The organism is Mesorhizobium sp. B3-1-6, assembly GCF_006439555.1.
Lineage (GTDB): Bacteria > Pseudomonadota > Alphaproteobacteria > Rhizobiales > Rhizobiaceae > Mesorhizobium.
The window spans coordinates 65746-83668 of sequence record NZ_VFTM01000013.1; the positions used below are offsets into that span (position 1 = coordinate 65746).

At 65.4% G+C, this 17923-nt stretch carries 21 protein-coding genes; 9 read left to right on the plus strand and 12 right to left on the minus strand.

From position 1 onward, the window contains the following. Positions 1–105 precede the first annotated feature (105 nt). Both FJ414_RS13680 and FJ414_RS13685 read right to left on the minus strand, forming a co-directional pair. Positions 106–2079 carry an EAL domain-containing protein gene (locus tag FJ414_RS13680; protein ID WP_140644909.1) on the minus strand — a complete coding sequence of 658 codons (1974 nt, stop codon included), beginning with the start codon at positions 2077–2079 and terminating at the stop codon, positions 106–108. A gap of 145 nt (positions 2080–2224) precedes the next feature. Next, positions 2225–2992 carry an alpha/beta hydrolase gene (locus FJ414_RS13685; protein WP_140644910.1) on the minus strand — a complete coding sequence of 256 codons (768 nt, stop codon included), beginning with the start codon at positions 2990–2992 and terminating at the stop codon, positions 2225–2227. 183 nt (positions 2993–3175) lie between these two features. Here FJ414_RS13685 and FJ414_RS13690 point away from each other — a divergent pair, with 183 nt between their 5' ends. From FJ414_RS13690 to FJ414_RS13705, 4 genes are all read left to right on the plus strand, one after another. Next, positions 3176–4723, plus strand: a complete 1548-nt coding sequence (locus tag FJ414_RS13690) for a winged helix-turn-helix domain-containing protein (protein ID WP_140644911.1) — start codon at positions 3176–3178, stop codon at positions 4721–4723. Between the two features lie 335 nt (positions 4724–5058). Then, positions 5059–5442: a GNAT family N-acetyltransferase gene (locus tag FJ414_RS31660; RefSeq protein ID WP_210239667.1), complete on the plus strand. Its 384-nt coding sequence runs from the start codon at positions 5059–5061 to the stop codon at positions 5440–5442. Positions 5443–5546: 104 nt separating this feature from the next. Continuing rightward, a complete protein-coding gene (locus tag FJ414_RS13700; protein WP_140644912.1) occupies positions 5547–6695 on the plus strand; it encodes an amidohydrolase in 1149 nt (382 codons plus the stop codon). Between the two features lie 42 nt (positions 6696–6737). Beyond that, entirely contained in the window at positions 6738–7301 is a 564-nt protein-coding gene (locus FJ414_RS13705) for a DNA-3-methyladenine glycosylase (RefSeq protein WP_140644913.1), read from the plus strand. On the opposite strand, the gene FJ414_RS13710 is transcribed toward FJ414_RS13705, so the two are convergent. Further along, the gene (locus FJ414_RS13710; RefSeq protein ID WP_140644914.1) at positions 7298–7612 is read right to left on the minus strand and encodes an EthD family reductase; all 315 of its coding nucleotides are present in this window, start codon (positions 7610–7612) and stop codon (positions 7298–7300) included. The two genes, FJ414_RS13705 and FJ414_RS13710, sit on opposite strands and share 4 nt — an antisense overlap. Positions 7613–7811: 199 nt before the next feature. Here FJ414_RS13710 and FJ414_RS13715 point away from each other — a divergent pair, with 199 nt between their 5' ends. Further along, on the plus strand, positions 7812–8171 hold the full coding sequence (locus FJ414_RS13715) for a hypothetical protein (RefSeq protein ID WP_140644915.1): 360 nt from the start codon (positions 7812–7814) through the stop codon (positions 8169–8171). A gap of 22 nt (positions 8172–8193) precedes the next feature. On the opposite strand, the gene FJ414_RS13720 is transcribed toward FJ414_RS13715, so the two are convergent. Together FJ414_RS13720 and FJ414_RS13725 are read right to left on the minus strand one after the other, a co-directional pair. Continuing rightward, positions 8194–8805, minus strand: a complete 612-nt coding sequence (locus FJ414_RS13720; protein WP_140644916.1) for a dihydrofolate reductase family protein — start codon at positions 8803–8805, stop codon at positions 8194–8196. A gap of 1 nt (position 8806) precedes the next feature. After that, positions 8807–9337 carry a cupin gene (locus FJ414_RS13725; protein ID WP_140644917.1) on the minus strand — a complete coding sequence of 177 codons (531 nt, stop codon included), beginning with the start codon at positions 9335–9337 and terminating at the stop codon, positions 8807–8809. 80 nt (positions 9338–9417) lie between these two features. Between FJ414_RS13725 and FJ414_RS13730 the strand changes: the two genes are divergently transcribed. Further along, positions 9418–9936 carry a hypothetical protein gene (locus tag FJ414_RS13730; protein ID WP_140644918.1) on the plus strand — a complete coding sequence of 173 codons (519 nt, stop codon included), beginning with the start codon at positions 9418–9420 and terminating at the stop codon, positions 9934–9936. A 56-nt stretch (positions 9937–9992) separates the two neighbouring features. On the opposite strand, the gene FJ414_RS13735 is transcribed toward FJ414_RS13730, so the two are convergent. The 4 genes from FJ414_RS13735 to FJ414_RS13750 are packed head-to-tail and all read right to left on the minus strand — an operon-like array spanning position 9993 to position 13124. Continuing rightward, the gene (locus tag FJ414_RS13735; RefSeq protein WP_140644919.1) at positions 9993–11009 is read right to left on the minus strand and encodes a zinc-dependent alcohol dehydrogenase family protein; all 1017 of its coding nucleotides are present in this window, start codon (positions 11007–11009) and stop codon (positions 9993–9995) included. 42 nt (positions 11010–11051) lie between these two features. Next, complete coding sequence (locus FJ414_RS13740) at positions 11052–11447, minus strand: cupin domain-containing protein (RefSeq protein ID WP_140644920.1); 396 nt, start codon at positions 11445–11447, stop codon at positions 11052–11054. A gap of 19 nt (positions 11448–11466) precedes the next feature. Continuing rightward, the gene (locus FJ414_RS13745; RefSeq protein ID WP_140644921.1) at positions 11467–11925 is read right to left on the minus strand and encodes a cyclophilin-like fold protein; all 459 of its coding nucleotides are present in this window, start codon (positions 11923–11925) and stop codon (positions 11467–11469) included. Then, positions 11922–13124, minus strand: coding sequence for an MFS transporter (locus FJ414_RS13750; RefSeq protein ID WP_140644922.1), 1203 nt, complete (start codon positions 13122–13124; stop codon positions 11922–11924). Before FJ414_RS13750 ends, FJ414_RS13745 begins: the two co-directional genes overlap by 4 nt. Before the next feature lie 177 nt (positions 13125–13301). Here FJ414_RS13750 and FJ414_RS13755 point away from each other — a divergent pair, with 177 nt between their 5' ends. Together FJ414_RS13755 and FJ414_RS13760 are read left to right on the plus strand one after the other, a co-directional pair. Next, on the plus strand, positions 13302–14195 hold the full coding sequence (locus FJ414_RS13755) for a LysR family transcriptional regulator (RefSeq protein WP_140644923.1): 894 nt from the start codon (positions 13302–13304) through the stop codon (positions 14193–14195). 114 nt (positions 14196–14309) lie between these two features. Next, the gene (locus FJ414_RS13760) at positions 14310–15134 is read left to right on the plus strand and encodes a sulfotransferase (protein WP_140644924.1); all 825 of its coding nucleotides are present in this window, start codon (positions 14310–14312) and stop codon (positions 15132–15134) included. Between the two features lie 25 nt (positions 15135–15159). Here FJ414_RS13760 and FJ414_RS31450 read toward each other — a convergent pair whose 3' ends face one another. From FJ414_RS31450 to FJ414_RS13775, 3 genes are all read right to left on the minus strand, one after another. Beyond that, the gene (locus FJ414_RS31450) at positions 15160–15492 is read right to left on the minus strand and encodes a hypothetical protein (RefSeq protein ID WP_181181611.1); all 333 of its coding nucleotides are present in this window, start codon (positions 15490–15492) and stop codon (positions 15160–15162) included. Between the two features lie 162 nt (positions 15493–15654). Beyond that, a complete protein-coding gene (locus FJ414_RS13770; protein WP_140644926.1) occupies positions 15655–16386 on the minus strand; it encodes an SDR family oxidoreductase in 732 nt (243 codons plus the stop codon). A 31-nt stretch (positions 16387–16417) separates the two neighbouring features. After that, positions 16418–16879, minus strand: a complete 462-nt coding sequence (locus FJ414_RS13775) for a VOC family protein (protein ID WP_140644927.1) — start codon at positions 16877–16879, stop codon at positions 16418–16420. A 133-nt stretch (positions 16880–17012) separates the two neighbouring features. Here FJ414_RS13775 and FJ414_RS13780 point away from each other — a divergent pair, with 133 nt between their 5' ends. After that, positions 17013–17900 (plus strand): transcriptional regulator GcvA, encoded by an 888-nt coding sequence (locus FJ414_RS13780; RefSeq protein ID WP_140644928.1) that lies wholly within the window; start codon positions 17013–17015, stop codon positions 17898–17900. The last annotated feature ends 23 nt before the right edge of the window (positions 17901–17923 follow it).

Consider the following 17923-nt stretch of genomic DNA (forward strand, 5'->3'; position numbering starts at 1 on the left):
CGCCCGTCACACCCTCGGAGCGCTCCGCCGCTCCGAGTGCCGCGCCTCACGGCAACCCTACCCTTTCGAGGCTGCTTGCCTGCTGGGTCACGGGCGAGCGACCCATCACGCGGCGTTGCCGCTGCGAGGATTGCGCAACGGCTCGAAAATAACCTCAGCGGCAGCGGCGTCGAAGGCCAGCGCGTCGCGCATCGGCAGCGCCGCCGAAAACAGATAGCCCTGCGCGATCATGCAGCCCAGCGAGCGCAGGATCATGCGGTCGGCGTCGGTCTCGACGCCTTCGGCCATCACCTCGATCCCCAGTGTCCGGCCAAGGCCGATGACCGCCTCGACGAGCGCCTGGTCTTCGACGGATTTCGCCAGGTCGCGGACGAAATCCTTATCGATCTTGATCTTGCGGATGCGGCTGTCCTTCAGCGACACCAGGGTCGAGAAGCCGGTGCCGAAATCGTCGAGCACGATCGATATGCCGGCATCCGCCAGGTGCCCGACCTTTTCGTCGACCCGGTCGCGGTCGACCGGCGCCTCTTCGGTGATCTCGATCTCGAGCATCGCGGCGGGCACATTGTTCGCCCGCAGGCCGGTAAGGATCATGTCGTCGACATTGCCGGCCTCGAGCTCGCGCGGCGAAAGGTTCATCGCGACCCGAACATCGCCGCGCCCCTGCTTCACGAGTTCACCGATCATGGCGCAGCAGTTGAGGAACACCGTCTCGGTAAGAAGCGAAAGCAGGCCGGTTTCGCGCGCGGCGGTGACGATCTCGGGCGGCGAGATGGCGCCATGGACGTCATGATGCCAGCGCAGCAGCGCCTCGAAGCCGACGACCGCGTTGCTGTCGAGCCGCACCAGCGGCTGGAACCAGGAGCAGAGCCGGCCTGCCTCGATCGCGCCGCGCAGGTCGCGCTCGATGCGGTTCTTGCGTTCCAGCGCGGCGTCGAGCTCCGCGTCGAACAGGCAATATTCGTTCCTGCCGCCGCGCTTGGCCGCATAGAGCGCGAAATCGGCCTTGAGCAGCATTTCCGTCAGGCGTGGCTTTTCCGCCTGATAGATGCCGATCGAGGCGCCGACGCGCACCGAATTCAGCTCCGGATCCGGATTGGCGATGGCCGCGATGATGGCCGACGCAAGCTCGCCGGCCTGCTGCGGACACCTGTCGGCGGAGAAAAGCAGCACGAACTCGTCGCCGCCGATGCGCGCGATCGTAGCGCCCCGCGGGGCGTGGTCCTCGATCCGGCGCGCCACCTTGACCAAAAGGTCGTCGCCAATGTTGTGGCCATAGGTGTCGTTGACGGATTTGAAGCCGTCGAGGTCGATCAGCATGGCGACGAACGGGCCGTCGGAAAGCCCGAGCTTGGCGATCGCCTGCTCCAGGCCATAGCGGTTGAGAAGGTTGGTCAGCGGATCCCGCCTGGAATTGCGCTCCATCTCGGCGGCGAATTCGCGCGCCTCGTATTTGAGGCGGCTGGTCTCGCGGAAACGGGACTGTCCGAGCAGCGCGCTCCTGATCATGCCGCCGAGAAAAAGCAGGATCGTGAAGGCGAGCACGCCATTTTCGACGCCGCCTTGCGCGAACACGCAGCCGGCGGCGATGAGAAGCGGCAGCACGATGAAGTTGATCGAAGCCGGCGCGTAGGAGGTTCCATAAGTGACCGAACCGGCCGAGGTGCCGGCAAGCACGATCAGATAGAGCGGCGCCTGCGGCGTGGTGTATCCATCGCTGAGCAGCGCCAGGAAAGACCAGGCGACGCCCGAGGCCAGCGCCAGCAGGCCATAGAGGGAAAGCCGCGCACCCACCGCCTCCGGCCTGTCGTCGGCAGCATCCGACTGAACAGCGGCAAGCACCACACGCGCGCCATTGATCAAGGCGATCGCGATAAACCACAACACCGCGGCAAGGCCGCCGCCCGACAAGAGCTGCACCGCCAGGATCAGGGCCGAGAGCACCGTGCCTATGGGCATCGAGATGAAGACGCACTTGCTCAGATCAGCAAGCTGGTCGCGCAGGATGCCTGCTTCCACGGCTTCGCTGCGTCCCTCAGAGGAGAGACCTGCAACCAGCCGCTCATCATGCCCTGTCATGGCCATAGTGGTTAGGCGAGCGGAATGAAAATCGTGTTAAGGATTTCAGCGGTTTACGGTGCATTTCTCGATCAGGGGCCGGCGCGGCAGCCGGAAAGCCCGGGCGCCGCCAGGCGTCCGGGCTGTTCGCAAGGATAACGCGGTATCAGTTTTTCGCGGCGGCGGCCTTTTCGATAAGGTCGGCGACGGCCTTGGGGTTGGAGACGTAGACGGCGTGGCTGCCGGCCACTTCCACCGTCGTCGCCTTGGCGCGGCTGGCCATCTGGCGCTGCGCCGGCGGCGGGATCATGTGGTCGTCGGTGGCGACGAGGTACCATGACGGCTTCACCTTCCAGGCCGGCTGGGTGACCTTGCCTTCGAGCGCCGCCACACCCCACGGAACCTGCGAGTCGGCCATGAAGGACGCGAGTTCGGGCTTGACGTCGGCGGCGAAGGAGGCGGCGAACTTCGCCTTGTCCAGCATCAGGAAGCCGTCGACGGGCGGCAGGATCGGGGGCACCGGAGCGCCAGCAGGCGGGTTGGCGATCAGCGAGGAGACCGACTCGCCGGCGTCCGGCGCGAAGGCGGCGATATAGACGACGCTCTTCACCTTGGGATCGGTGCCGGCTTCCGACACCACGACGCCGCCATAGGAATGGCCGACCAGGATGACGTCGCCCTTGGCGGCGGCGATGGCGCGCCTGGTGACGGTGACGTCGTCGGCCAAGGAGGTGGTCGGGTTCTGGACGATGGTGACGTCGTAGCCGTCCTCCTTCAGCTGCTGGTAGACGCCGTCCCAGCCCGAGCCGTCGACGAAGCCGCCATGGACGAGGACGACGGATTTCGCTGGCTCGGCCTTGGCCGCGAAGGTTGCCGATGCGGTTGCGCCGAGAGCGAGCGCGGCGGAAGCGATGATTGCTGCGGTGGTCGACATTTTGAGTTCTCCTGTTTCAAAGTTGTTTGCGTTGCTTGCAGGAGGACTATGCGACTGCGCGGCCGGGCTCGCTTTCAGGCGGCCTTCAGGACTTCTTGATTTTCCCTTGAGATCGCTTTGATTTTGCGTGCCCGACGCGATTAGAGTGTCCCATATTCACGGCGCGGCCCGGAGCAATTGATTTTGGCGTATCATTTCGAGGACTTTGCACTGGACGGCGACCGGCGCGAATTGCGCCGCGGCAGCGACCTGATCGCCGTCGAGCCGCAAGTGTTCGATCTTCTGCAATATCTGATCCGCAACCGCGACCGGGTGGTGAGCAAGGACGACCTGGTCGACGCCGTGTGGCAGGGCCGCATCGTTTCCGACGCGACTTTGGCCAGCCGCGTCAACGCTGCCCGCAATGCCCTCCAGGACAGCGGCGAGCAGCAGCGGCTCGTCCGAACCATCCTGCGGCGCGGCTTTCGCTTCGTCGGCAGCGTGCGCGAGGAAGGCGGGGCGCAGCCGCTCCCTTCGGCAGAGGAGCCGCCCTGCCCCGAGCCTTCCGCCCGCCCGTCGATCGCCGTGCTGCCCTTCCAGAACATGAGCGGCGATCCGGAACAGGATTATTTCGCCGACGGCATGGTCGAGGACATCATCACCGGTCTGTCGCGTATCCGCTGGCTGTTCGTCATCGCGCGGAATTCGAGCTTCACCTACAAGGGCCGCGCGGTGGACGTAAAGCAGGTCGGGCGCGAGCTCGGCGTGCTTTATGTGCTGGAAGGGTCGGTGCGCAAGGTGGGCAACCGCGTGCGCATCACCGGACAGCTCATCGATGCCGAGGACGGCAGCCATCTGTGGGCCGAGCGATACGATCGCGACCTCACCGACGTGTTCGCGCTGCAGGACGAGATCACCATCTCCGTGGTGGCGGCGATCGAGCCCAACCTGCGCCGGGCCGAGATCGAACGCGTCAAGCGCCAGCGGCCCAACAGTCTCGATGCCTACGACCTTCTGCTACGGGCGCTCCCCGCCGTCTACACTTTCATGCCGCAAGGTGCGGCCAAGGGCCTGCCGCTGCTCGACCAGGCTTTGGCCATCGAGCCGACCTACGCGCTCGCCCACGGCTTTGCCGCCTGGGCACACCAGACCCTGTTCATCCGCGGCGGTCTGAAAGCAGAGCATCGCGACAGGGCGGCCCGCCACGCCCATGCGGCGATCGAACATGGGTCGGGCGACGCCATGGCGCTGGCCTTGGCCGGCTTCACCATCGGTCTGGTCGAGCATGACCGCAGGCTTGCCGACGAGGCGTTTGCCGCGGCGCTTTTGCTCAGCGCCTCCTGCGCCTTCGTCTATGCCTTCGGCTGCGTGCCGGTGGCCTATGGCGGCGATGCGGCACGCGCCATCGCCTGGTGCGAGCAGGCGATGCGGCTCTCGCCGCTCGACGCCATGAGCTGCGTGCCGCAAGGCATTATCGGCTTCGGCAATTTTCTGTCCGGCCGGCATGAACAAGCCATCATTGCCGGCCGCCGCGCGGTAGAGATGACCCCGGGCTTCAGCATCCTGCATGGCTGGCTAGCGGCGCCGCTGGCCAGGGTCGGGCGGATCGAGGAGGCAAAGGCCTCCGCCAGGCGGCTGATGGCGCTCGATGCGCATTTCACGATCAGCGGCTGGTCGGCGGCCGTCGGGATTGCGCCTGGGATTATCGATGAGGTGACCAACGCGCTGCGGCTCGCGGGGCTGCCGGAATAAACGGTGGAGCATGGACACTCTTGGCCCGACCGAGCTCAGGCTGATGCAGGGCCTCGCCCAGGACGTGACGGCGCTGCGGCCGGAACTGCTCAATGGCGATGCGACAAGCGGCGAATTGGCTTGGGTCTGGGCCAAGGATTTCGATGCGCTCAGCCCCTTCTGGCGGCATCGGCTGTGGTTCGTGGATGGGCGGCTGGCGGCGTGGGGATGGGCCTGCCTGCCCCATCGGGTGCCGCGCGGCGACGACACGGTATACGAGGTCGAGACCGCCAACCTGACCTGGCAGACGCATCCGCACCGCACCGCGATGCTCGGGGAAATCCTCGACTGGCACGATGAGGTCGCGGGCGTCGCGCTTCAGCGAGGCGGCGTTCGAGCGCGTACGGCGGACCTGGCCGTACCGGGGCGACCTGCATGTGCTCATCGCCGCGCCCGACGGCACGCTGGCCGCCACCGCGATCATCTGGCTGGACGAGACGACGCGGACCGCCGAATTCGAACCGGTCGGCACGCATCGCGATTTTCGCCGGCGCGGACTGGGCACCGCCTTGCAATTGCACGGCATGCGGCTGGCGAGAGCCGCGGGCGCCACGCGCATGTTGGTCGCCTGCCGCGGCGCCCCGGCGGATCCGGCCGCCCGCAACATGTATTACGGCGTCGGCTTCCGCCCGATCAGCCGCGACCTGCCGCAGGTGAAGGTGGTCAGATGGCGGCATTGATTTTGCGAAGGCCGATGGACCATCGGAATTGATCGGCATGGCACGGCGCGAGAAAAAACCTATCGTGTTTGTGTGACCTGAAAAACCCATCGGAGCCCCAACCCATGACCCTGACCAATCGAGACATCGTCGAGCTCACCGAATGGCGGCGCAAGCTGCACCGGCAGCCGGAAATCTCGAATGAGGAGGAAAGGACCGCGAAGGAGGTGGTGAATTTCCTCGCCGATACCGGGCCGGACAAGGTGCTGACCGGGCTCGGCGGCCACGGCGTCGCGGCGGTCTATGACAGCGGACAGGTCGGACCGACGGTGCTGTTCCGCTCGGAGCTCGATGCGCTGCCGATCGAGGAGCTTTCGGGTGTGGCGCATGCCTCCGAGGTGCCGGGCAAGTCGCATATGTGCGGCCATGACGGGCACACCGCGATCCTGGCGGCGCTCGGCCGCCAGTTCGGACGCGAAAGACCGGCGCGCGGCCGCGTCGTCTTGATGTTCCAGCCGGCGGAGGAAACCGGCAATGGCGCGGCCGGGGTGGTCGCCGACCCGCGCTTTTCCGAGATCGCGCCGGACTTCGCGTTTTCGCTGCACAACCTGCCGGGCGTGCCGTTCGGCGAGGTGCGGCTGAAGGCCGGCACCGTCAACTGCGCCTCGCGCGGCATGCGCATCGTGCTCGAGGGCAAGACGGCGCATTCCTCGATGCCGGAAACCGGCATCTCGCCGATGCCGGCGGTGAGCGAGTTGATGCCGGCGCTGCCCGCGCTCGGCCGCGGGACCTTCACTGACGAGGATTTCGGCATGGTGACCGTCACCCATTGCGCGATGGGCGAAGCCGTGTTCGGCATTGCGCCCGGCTATGCCGAAGTGTGGGCGACGCTGCGCACCCGCCGCGACGAGCGCATGGCCGAGCAGGTCGCCGCGGCGGAGGCGCTCGCGGCAAAGATCGCCGCGAAGCACGGCCTTGCCGTGCGTTTCGACTATCACGAGATCTTCGTCGCCAGCGTCAATGCGCCGGACGCGGTGGAGCATCTCAACCGCGCGCTCGACGAGGAAGGCGTTTTACGCAGCGAGGAGACGCTGCCGATGCGCGCCTCTGAGGATTTCGGCATTTTCGGCCACAATGCCAGGTCGGCGATGTTCTTCCTCGGCGCCGGCGAGCGCACCCCCTCGCTGCACAATCCCGACTATGATTTCCCCGACGACCTCATCCCGATCGGCTCGCGCATCTTCATGCGCACGGCGCGCAGCCTTTTGGGTTGAGCGGAGCGCCAATGATGGCCTGCCCGATCGACGTCAATCACCATGCCATTTAGTGCTGGCTCTGCCGCCGACTTCTTCGCCCGCGACGCGGCTGTCGTGGCACGCGCGCTGATCGGCGCGCGGCTCGAGCTCAGTGGCGTCGGCGGCATCGTCGTCGAAACCGAGGCGTACCGGCCCGACGACCCCGCCTCGCACAGCTTTCGCGGCCGCACGCCGCGCAACGCGCCGATGTATGGCGTGCCCGGCACCGCTTACGTGTACCGCTCCTACGGACTGCATTGGTGCCTGAACGCGGTGTGCCTGCCGGGCAGCGCGGTGCTGATCCGCGCCATCCAGCCGCAATCCGGTATCGCCGCCATGCGCGCGCGGCGCGGAATGGATGACGAGCGGCTTCTCTGCTCAGGCCCCGGCAAGCTTTGCCAGGCGCTGGGCATCGACGGCTCGCACAACCGGCTGCCGCTGACCGCGCCACCTTTCGAATTTGCCCGTTCCGAAGCCGACCCGGCCGCGATCCTTGCCGGTCGCCGGATCGGCCTCACCAAAGGCGTGGAAGCCGAGTGGCGCTTTGGCCTCGGCGGATCGGCCTATCTCAGCCGCAGGTTCTAAACTTCCCTGCTGTCGAAAATGAACATCTGGATGCCCGACTCGTCAGGTGCGTAAAGCCGGCGATCAGCGCCCGCCGCTTTTCCTTCCGGGCTCGCGAAACCCTTCTTCATGGCGTCGAGATCGTCGAAATGCAGCATCCCGATCAGGTAGACGTCGGGTGGTCCGGCCAGCACCGTGATAGGCCCGCGGCTGACCTCGTATTTCCTGAGACCCGGAATTTTCTTGGCAAGCGGTATGTGCGTCTCGAAATAATGCTTGTCGAACGCCTGCGCGTCCGCCGGCTGCTTGTAGATGACGATCATTCCAGCCATTGCGGTTCTCCTTTTTGCCTGGACGAACCAAGGACGAAATGGCGGGTGGAAATGGAACGGGGCGTTGAAAAGAATCCGGGAACCGGGCTCGAAGTGCGACGATGCGGCTCTCGGTCCTTCCATCCGCTTTCGAGCCGTCTCGCTTGTGCGAAGACGCGTTCCGTGTAGTCTTCGCCCTAAATTAGCAGAGACTCAAACGATGAGAATTGCGGTGATCGTCGCGCTGAGCGCGGCAGCGGCTGGGTGCGTATCCTCCCCAGTCGACTATGGCGCCTCGCTTCCCCAGCAGGATCCGAAATGGGCGTCGCCGGAATGCCAGCAGGCCCGCAAGGCGGCCTCGGATTACGCCACCCGCGAGAAGCAGAACCCCGGCTGGGGCTTCGGCGTGCTGGTTGGCCCTTATAGCATGGGGCTCGTCGCGGCCGCCAAGGAGCACGAGCAGCAGCAGCGACGGCTGCTCGCCCGCCAGATACACCTGCAGTGCTCGAGCCAGCCGCTGCCGAAGGAACTGGATTTCGATCCGTCGACCTACGCGCCGAAGAAGACGCATTATCCGTAGGCGGTGGGCCGCGGCCCGGTTTCTACCGCGGCCGCTCCGCCGCGCCCTCCCCGTCGAACGCGTAGGTGAGAATCGCCACGCCCGTCGCGGTCGATACCAGGTCCGACAGCTTCAGCGCCGACGGCGCCTGCCCCGGCTCAAAAAGGCGCGAGCCTTCCCCCAGCACCAGCGGGTGGACCATCAGCACCAGTTCATCGATCAGCCCGTGCCGCATCAGCGCGCGCAGCAGCTTGCCGCTGCCGAACATGACCAGCGTCTTGTCGTGGCCTTGCTTAAGCGCGCGCACGGCCTCCCCGGCATCGCCGGCAAGCAGCGTCGAATTCTCCCAGCGCGGTTCGTAGCCGGCGTCATGCGAGGCGACGAATTTCTGCGCGCCGGTCAGCGCCCTGGTCATCGGATTGGCTGGCTGGCGGACAGCCCAGGCTTCGTAAAGATCCTCATAGGTCGTCCGGCCGGCGAGCAGCGACCAGCCGCCGGCCATGGCGCGTCCGATGACCTCCTGCAGCTGCGGGTCGCTGCCCGCAATGCCCCAGCCGCCATGCGCAAAACCGTTGCGCGTGTCTTCATCGGCGCGCGCCGGCGCCTGGAAGACACCGTCCAGCGTCAGATGCTCGATGGCGACGATCCTTGCCATTTCAGCCTTCGCTCCATGCTTTCAGCAGCGGCCCGTCGCCGCCATGGACCGGATCCTTGTCCGGCCGGCCGACAGCCGGGATGGTGCGCAGCGCCTCGGCGTGCTGCTCGGCGCTCCGGCACAGATCATATGTGCCGAAAGGCGGATAGGCACCGACCACCAGAAGGTCGGCCGAGGCGGACAGGCGCTGATGGCCTGTGCCGGCCGGTAGCAGCGCCACGTCGCCCGCCTTGACCTTGAGCACCTTGCCCTTATCGCCGCCGAAGCGGACCTCGGCGGCGCCGCGCGCGATGCCCAGCACCTCGTGGATGCGCGAATGATAGTGGACGAAGCCGTAGATGCCGTCTCGCCAGCTGTCGCCCCAGCCATTGGCGCCGAAAATATCCTCGAAGACGGCCGCCGGATCGGCGTCATTCGGCAGTTGCACCGCGCCGGGATAGACGAGCATCGGCCAGCGCGGATGGTTGGGCACCAGCCCGTCATCGGCAAAGTGGAAGGCGAGAGGTTCCTGTTTGTTGACAGATTGTGCCATCCTTGCGGCTTCCTGCATGGTCTTAATCGGACCTAACGGTTTTCCGCGGGTTTTGCTCCGGCCAGTCCGAGGAGGTCACAATGGCTGCGTTTCGTCTTTCGGCAATCGGCCTTTTTGCATCGGCACTTGCCTTTACCGCCGCTGCCGCCGGCAAGGCCACGGCGGCGGCTGCGCAGGATCTCCACAAGCTCTGCCGCCAGGTGAAGAACGACGACACGGTCCGCCCCTATTCGCACGCGCTTCACGCCGGCACCGTCAAGGCATTCAAGAAGCTGTTTCCGGAGGCCAAGAGCGCGCCGCAGGAATCGGAGCTTGCGACGCAAGCCAACTATCGCTGCATGAACGGCAAGCTGCTGGCCTGCTTCGTCGGCGCCAACCTGCCCTGCGCGAAGATGAACGCCGCGCGCGACAATCCCGGCGCGGACGAGTTCTGCAGGACCAACCCGAATGTCGACGTCGTGCCGGCTTTCGCGACGGGACACGACGCCGTCTATGCCTACAAATGCGCGGCTGGCAAGGCGGTGATCACCGGCCAGCCATGGGTGCTCGACAAGCGCGGCTTTGCCACCAAACTGTGGGCCGAAGTGCCCCGGCACTGACATGCGCGGGTCCTCGGCCCGACTGCCGAGGGCTCGCGGCCACCTGCCGGCGAAACCTAGACCTCGAGCATGACCTTGACGGCGCGACGCTCGTCCATCGCGCGGTAGCCTTCCGCCACCTCGGCCAGCGGCAGCTTGAGGTCGAAGACCTTGCCGGGCTTGATGCGGCCTTGCAGCACGCGCTCCATCAGGTCGGGCAGGAAGCGGCGCACCGGCGCCGGGCCGCCCAGCATGCGCTTCTGGCCGAAGAACAGGCGCTGGCCGTCGAAGCTCACGCCATGCGGCACGCCGACATAACCGATCGTGCCGCCGGGCCGCGAGCAGGCCAGCGCCTGGTCGAAGGATTCTCCCGTGCCGACGCATTCCAGCACCGAATCCGCGCCGACGCCCCTGGTCAGCTCCTTGATGCGCGCAATGCCTTCCTCACCGCGCTCGGCCACGATGTCGGTGGCGCCGAATTCGCGCGCGAGTTTCTGGCGGCTTGCATGGCGGCTCATGGCGATGATGCGCTCGGCGCCCATCTCCCTGGCCGCGAGCACGCCCATCAGGCCGACCGCGCCGTCGCCGACGACGACCACCGTCGATCCTTCGCGCACCTCGGCCGCATCGGCCGCGTACCAGCCGGTCCCGAGCACGTCCGACACCGCCAGCAAGTCAGGGATAAGCTCGGCCGGCGGAACCTCGGAAGTCGCCACCAGCGTCCCATCGGCCAGCGGCACGCGGGCGTAAGGCGCCTGGGCGCCGCTCATGAACTCGCGCTGCTCGCAGGAGGACTGGAAGCCGAAGCGGCAATGCGGGCAGGTGTTGTCGGAGAGGCAGAAGGAGCCGACGACGAACTGACCGGGACGGACATTGCGCACCTCGCTGCCCACCTCGACCACGATGCCGCAATATTCATGACCCATGTGCTGCGGGCCGTCGACCGGCTGCAGCCCGCGATAGGGCCACAGGTCCGAGCCGCAGATGCAACTGGCCGAGAGCTTGATGATGGCGTCCGTCGGGCGCAGGATTTTCGGATCGGCGACTTCCTCGCAGCGGATGTCGCCGGGCTTGTGAAGAACGGTTGCGAGCACTTGCTTTCCTTTCGTTCAATCAGACAGGGTCGGGCAGGAAGCTTAGGCGCCGTAATCGGCGTCGCTGACGTGTTCCAGCCAGTCGACGACCTTGCCGTCCTTGACCTCCTGGAGGGCGATGTGGGTCATGGCGGTTGCAGGGGACGCGCCGTGCCAGTGTTTTTCGCCAGGCGCGAACCAGACGACGTCGCCCGGCCGGATCTCCTCGACTGGGCCGCCCTCGCGCTGCACGCGGCCGAGGCCGGAAACGACGATCAGCGTCTGCCCGAGCGGGTGCGTGTGCCAGGCGGTGCGGGCGCCGGGCTCGAAAGTCACCTGCGCGCCTTGCACACGCTCGGCGTCGAAGGGATTGAAGAGCGGATCGATCCGCACGGTGCCGGTGAACCAACTTGCCGGACCCTTGCCGGAAGGCCGCGTGCCTGCGCGAAGAATGTCCATGGTAATCTCCTTTACGTCGTCAAATGCGCTCGATGTGAAGAGGGAAAGCGCCGTGCAAGGCCTCCTGACCCTCGTCGAAGCGGCCGAGCCTGATCAGCCCGGGATGGCGATAATCGGCGTAAAACATCGCCAGGTTGCCCCAGGGCATGAAATAGCAGAGATCGTAGGGCTGCTCGTTGCCGAATGGACCGCTGCCCTCCTCGGCCAGCTTGCGCGGCAGGTAAGCGATCTTCTCATTGTGCGCGTAGTCCTCGATCTTGAGATCCAGCGGCAGCATCGGGAAGAAGTCCCGCGCAGAAGGATTGTCGTGGAGCGTGGCGGTCATGGTCCGGCCATCGAACGTCATCCTGATCCTCATGTCGGTCGGCTCCTGGTTGGCCGGGTCCCTGCCCTGTTGGCTGTTGGCCGGCCGCGGCATGACCACGGTTGCAAGCGCGGCGCAGAGCAGCGTTCGCCGGCTGACCGGTTGTCGCGTCATCGATGGCTGCTCCCGCGCGCTGTCGCCGCGGCGGCAAGCAGCGCCGAACCGAGAAGCAGCACGGCGCCGAGCGCGAAGGGGCTCCACCAGCCGGCGGCATCGAACAGCAGCCCGCCAGCGAAGGCGCCGAAGGTGATGGCGAACTGGATCAGCGCGACCTGCAGCCCGCCGCCCGCCTCGAGATCGTGCGGGATCACCCGGGTCATCCAGGTGTTCCAGGCGACGGGAATCGGCGTGGTGAACAGGCCCCAGGCGATCAGCAGGGCGGCGGTCGCGATGGCGAACGGACCGAGCGCGATCAACAACAACGCGATGAGCGCCAGAACCGTCGGCAAGCCGACCAGCACGGCCGCGAGATGCGGGCGGAGCAGGAACCCGACCGCCGACGTGCCGACCAAGCCCGCAAGCCCCAGCCCAAGCAGCACCAGCGACAGCGTATTCACCTCAAGGCCGGTGACGTTTTCGAGGAAGGGGCGCAGATAGGTGGAGAGCGCGAACTGGCCCATGAAGGCGAGCGTGGTGGCCGCCATGCCGATGGCGAAGACGCGATTGCCGAGCAGGCCCAGCATTTTGCCGACCGAAGCCTGCTCACCCGCTGGCATTTTCGGCAGGACGGCAAGCTGCCAGACGATCGCCAGGAGGCCGATCGGGACGACGATGAAAAAGGCGCCGCGCCAGCCGATCAGGCCGCCGAGAAAACTTCCGAGCGGCGCCGCGATCACCGTGGCAAAGGCCGTTCCGCCCTGCAGCATGGCGATCGCCCTGGGCAGGTCGGCGCCAGGCACGAGGCGGGCCAGGATAGCGGTGGACAAGGACCAGAAGCCGCCGATCGACACGCCGATCAGGGCCCGGCCGAGCATGAAGACGAGATAGTTCGGCGCGAAGGTGATCGCCAGGCCGGAGACCACGAGGATGGCCGTGTAGAGGACAATGACGGTCCGCCGGTCCAGCCGCGACAAGAGCGCATTGCCGAACAGGCTGGCGAGGACCGCGAAGAAGCCGGAGACGGAGATCGCCTGGCCGGCCTGCCCCTCGGAGATGGCTAGCTCATTGGCAATGGGGGTGAGCAGGCTGACCGGCATGAACTCCGACGCCACCAGCACGAAGGTGAGCAGCGACAGACATGTCACCGCTCCCCAGGCGCTGGGCACTTTCACCACTTGGGCTTTGGCCAATTGACTGTCGTAGGTCGTATCCATGTGCCGCGGCTCGCGTCGAGCCCTCCAGTCATTTCGCTGGCGGCTATATAGATCATCGGCACTATCCGGATTAGCCATTGCAATCTGCATGAACTTATCCATTCTTGATATGAATTGACGAGTGGTGGCCACGAACCGCCACAGCTTGAACGAGCAGCCGAGCCAGGATGGTGCCCCATGCAGCGCGAGGATCTGAAGGATTTGCTGTGGTTCCTGACGGTGGCCAGGGAGCGCAGCTTTACCAGGGCGGCGGCCGAGCTCGGGACGTCGCAATCGACGCTCAGCCATACCATCAAGCAATTGGAGGCGCGGCTCGGCGTGCGGCTGCTGACCCGCACGACGCGGAGCGTAGCGCCCACGGAAGCAGGCGAGCGGCTCTACCAGTCACTCGTCCCGCGGTTCGAAGGCATCGAGTCCGACCTGTCGAGCCTGGTCGCCTTCCGCGACAGGCCCGCCGGCACGGTGCGTATCACACTGTCGGACCATGCGCTGCGGATGGTTGTCTGGCCGAAGCTGCAGCCGATGCTGCGCGACTATCCCGACCTGCGCGTCGAGCTCTACAGTGACAACGGCATGCGCAACATCGTCGAGGAGCGCTTCGACGCCGGCGTGCGGCTCGGCGAGAACGTCGACAAGGACATGATCGCGGTGCGCATCGGCGCCGACTGGCGGCTGGTGGCGGTGGCTTCGCCGGACTATTTTTCGCGCCGTCCCATCCCGAAAGCACCGCAGGACCTGGTCGCGCATGACTGTATCTGCCTGCGACAGACGACGTTCGGCGGGCTCTATGCCTGGGAGTTCGAGAAAAAGGGCCGCGAGCTCAGGGTGCGGGTGGAGGGCCAACTTACCTTCAACACGACCATCCCCATGGTCGACGCCGCGCTGAACGGATACGGCATAGCCTATGTCCCGGAAGACCTCGTCAGCCAGCATGTGGCCGAGGGCCGGCTGAGGCTCGTGCTCGACGACTGGAGCCTGCCCTTTCCAGGCTACCACCTCTATTACCCAAGCCGGCGACAGCTCTCGCCGGCGATGGCGGTGGTCGTCGCGGCGCTTCGGCACCGCGTTTGACGGCAGAACGTCCTGGCCGTTTCCGCCGGCTGGACCAGCCGGAGCCCGGCGCTTGCCCCGCCCTCCAGATCACTGTCGTCAGCGGCAATTAGCTGTTCGTCGCCGACCGCATATATGCATTTCCTATTGCAATCTCCGGAAGAAGAAGGTTCATTAAAATTTCCGGGGGAGAATAAAATCGTGCATAGGGGTGTGGTGCGGCTTCTTCCGAAGCCCAGGGTTTCTATATTCATTTGCGGTTGTGGGCATACGGGATCGACCTTGCTCGCCCGGATACTGGCTGCCCATCCGGATGTCTTCGCCATTCGACGCGAGACAAGCGCTTTTGTCTCCAACAGTGGCGCGCGATGGACCAAGCTAAGCCTGGTCTTGTTGCAGGCGGCCATTTCACGCCGCAGCGTCTGGGTCGAAAAGACTCCGAACCATATCCACTATACAAGGCAGATCACCGAGACGATCCCGGGCGCGCGCTTTATCGTCGTCACGCGCGACGGCAGGGATGTCGTGGCGTCGCTCGGGCAGCGTTACGAGGGCGATTTCGACAAGGCCTTCCAAAGATGGATCGCCGACAGCAAGGCCTCGATGCTTCGCGTCGAAAAGGGCGAAAGCATCCTATGGCGCTATGAGGACTTCATCGAATCGCCGGCGCTTTCCATCGAACGGCTGTGCCGCTTCATCGGCGTGGCCTTCGATCCGGGCATTCTGAACTATCACGAGCAGCCTGTTGTATGGGGGCGGGAAAAGGTGGTTCGCACGGCGCATTCCGCTCGCCGGCACGCCCAGGTGAACCAGCCGATCACCGATTATAGGGGCGGCTGGCGATCCAGGCTGCCGACGGAAGTGGCTTGCCGTTTCGACGCCGGCGAAGCGCGGGAAATCATGGACTATTTCGGATACGCGCAGGCCGAGCATTCGGGTGATGTCAATCACCAGACCTAAGCGTAGTCGAGGAGCGACCGTTTGATCAGCGCGGGAGCAGCCGCGAGACCTTGAGCCGCGGCGCGAAGAAGCAGCGCAGATAGGGCTGGTTGGTTATGACGTAATGGTTCTCGCAGATATGGTAGCGGCCGTCCGGCGATTCCTGCACGCGCTCTCGCGGGATGTTGAAACCTTCGGGAAGATAGACATAGCCGCCATCGGCCCTGGATTGCACGGCAGAGTCCGGTATGGGGCGGCAATCCGTGCCGCCACAGCATTTGAAGTTCGTTACCGGGTCAACCTTGTTTTCGTACCAGTCATGGGCGTTGGCACCTGTCGCGGCGCCAATCCACATGGCTGTGACGATGACCCTTCGCATGGCATTCCTCGACGAAGCGGAGGCGCTGCTCATTCAAGCGTCATCTATATTGGCGTTCCGCCGGAAACGCCATTGCCCGGCGAAGGCCTGGAAAGCGACGCCGGCCCTTGCGGCGGCGATGGATGAGGCCAGATCCTCAGACAGAGGTCCGGCCCTGCCCGCTCACACCAGCCGCTGCCCGCCGTCGATGTGGACGGTCTCGCCGGTCATGAATTCGTTCTGCATCAGATAGAGATAGGCGGGCGCGATGTCGGCGGGTTTGGCGATCTTTCCCGCCGGGATACGCGCGCCCATCTGCTCGAAATAACCTGACTTGGCCTCGCCGACGATCTCGTCCCACATTTCGGTATCGACCCAGCCGGGCGAGACGATGTTGACGCGGATCGGCGCGAGCTCCAGCGCCAGCGCGCGGGCGAAATAGCTGAAAGAGCCGGCGACTGCCGAGACCACCGAGCCGCCCGGGACCGGCGGGCGGTCCTTGTTGATGCCGGAGGTGAAGATCATCGAGCCGCCTTTGTTCAGCGTGCGCACGGCATGCTTGGCCAGCATCACCGCGCCGATCAGCTTGCCGTCGACGAAGCCGCGTACGAAATCCATGTCGGTCTCGCCGATCGGATCATTGGGCGGTGGTGTGCCGGCCGTCGCCACCAGATGATCGAAGGCGCCGGCTGCCTCGAACAAGCGGGACACCTCGGCCTCATCGGCCATGTCGGCGGCGACGCCAGTCACGCGCCCTGCCCCGCCGAGCCGCTTTTCGGCGGCCTTCAGCTTTTGCGCCGAGCGGCCGACGATCACGACTTCGGCGCCGTTTTCCAGCGCCGCGGCCGCGACGCCGAAACCGATGCCGGAGCTGCCACCGACGACAATGAGCTTCTTTCCCGTGAGACTGGCCATAGGTCTTCTCCGTTCTTCAATTGTGGGATGTTCAGGCGCGGCCGGCGTGGGCGGCCGCGATATCGGCGAGGATGATCTTCTTCATCGAATACATCGCCTGCCGAGCCCGGTCGGCCTTGGCGCGATCCGGGTCGTTCATCAGCCGCAGGGCTTCGCTGGGAATGACCTGCCAGTAGACGCCGAATTTGTCCTTCAGCCAGCCGCAGGACTGCTCCGAGCCGCCGTCGGCAGTCAGCGCGCTCCAGAAATAGTCGGTCTCGGCCTGGTCCTTCGTCTCGATGTAGAGCGAGATGCGCTCGTTGAAGGGCGGCACGCCGCCGGCATTCAAAGCGGTAAAGCGCTGGCCTTCCAGTTCGAAGTCGAAGATCGCGTGCGGCTTGTCGGTGAACTCGATGGTCCGCAGCGCGCGGCTGTTCTTGAAAACGGACAGATAGAAATCTCGCGCGGCTTCGGCATCGAGATTGAACCAGAGGAAGGGATGAACGGTGGCCATGGTGTCCTCGCAGGTTTGATCTGAAGTGAGCGTTGATCACAAATTCTGTGAGGATTTTTGGCTGGAAAAAGCTCGACGGACAAACCAAAGTTTGGCAAGGATTTGTTACCAACACTCACAAATCGATCTGGCCATGACCCGCAGACTGCCGCCGCTCAATGCCCTCCCGGCCTTCGAGGCTGCCGCCCGGCACCTGAATTTTTCCAGGGCTGCAGACGAGCTCAATCTCACGCATGGCGCCGTCAGCCGGGCGATAAAACATCTGGAGGAGCAGCTCGGCGCGCAGCTCTTCGAACGCGCCACGCGCTCGGTGCGGCTCACCCCGGTCGGCGAGCCTTATGCGGCTGCCGTGCGCGAGACGCTCGACCAGCTCGCGCTGGCGACGCAGACGGCGACCTCACGCCATTCGGGTTCGACGCTGAATGTCAGCACCTCGGACGGCTTCGCCGGCAAATGGCTGGTGCCGAGGCTCTACCGCTTTCATCGCACGCATGGCGACATCGACGTGCGCGTCTCGACCACCGGCAAGCTGACCAATTTCCGCGGCGACGGCATCGACGTCGCCATCCGTTATGGCGGCGGGCATTATCACGGGCTGACGTCGGAATTCCTCACCGGCGAGGAGGTGTTTCCCGTCTGCAGCCCGAAGCTCTTGGAGGGTCCGCGTCCGCTCAAGCACCCGCAGGACCTCAGGCACCACACGCTGATCCGCGACGGCTACCGCATCGACTGGGCGGCGTGGCTTGCCAGCGCCGGCGTCGAGGGCATCGACCCGAACAGCGGCCTCACCTTCGACTCCGCCACCTTCGCGGTGGAATCGGCGGTGCAGGGCGAAGGCGTGGTGCTCGGCCGCACCATGCTGGTTTCCGCCGATCTCGCCACCGGCCGGCTGGTGCGGCCGTTCGACCATGCGCTGAAAGCGGTCTCCAGCTTTTACCTCGTCTACCCGCCGGAGGCGATCCGCCAGCGCAAGGTGAAGGCGTTTCGCGATTGGCTGTTTGAGGAGATCGGGCCGGGCTGAAGCAAAGGCTTGCCAAAATCCCA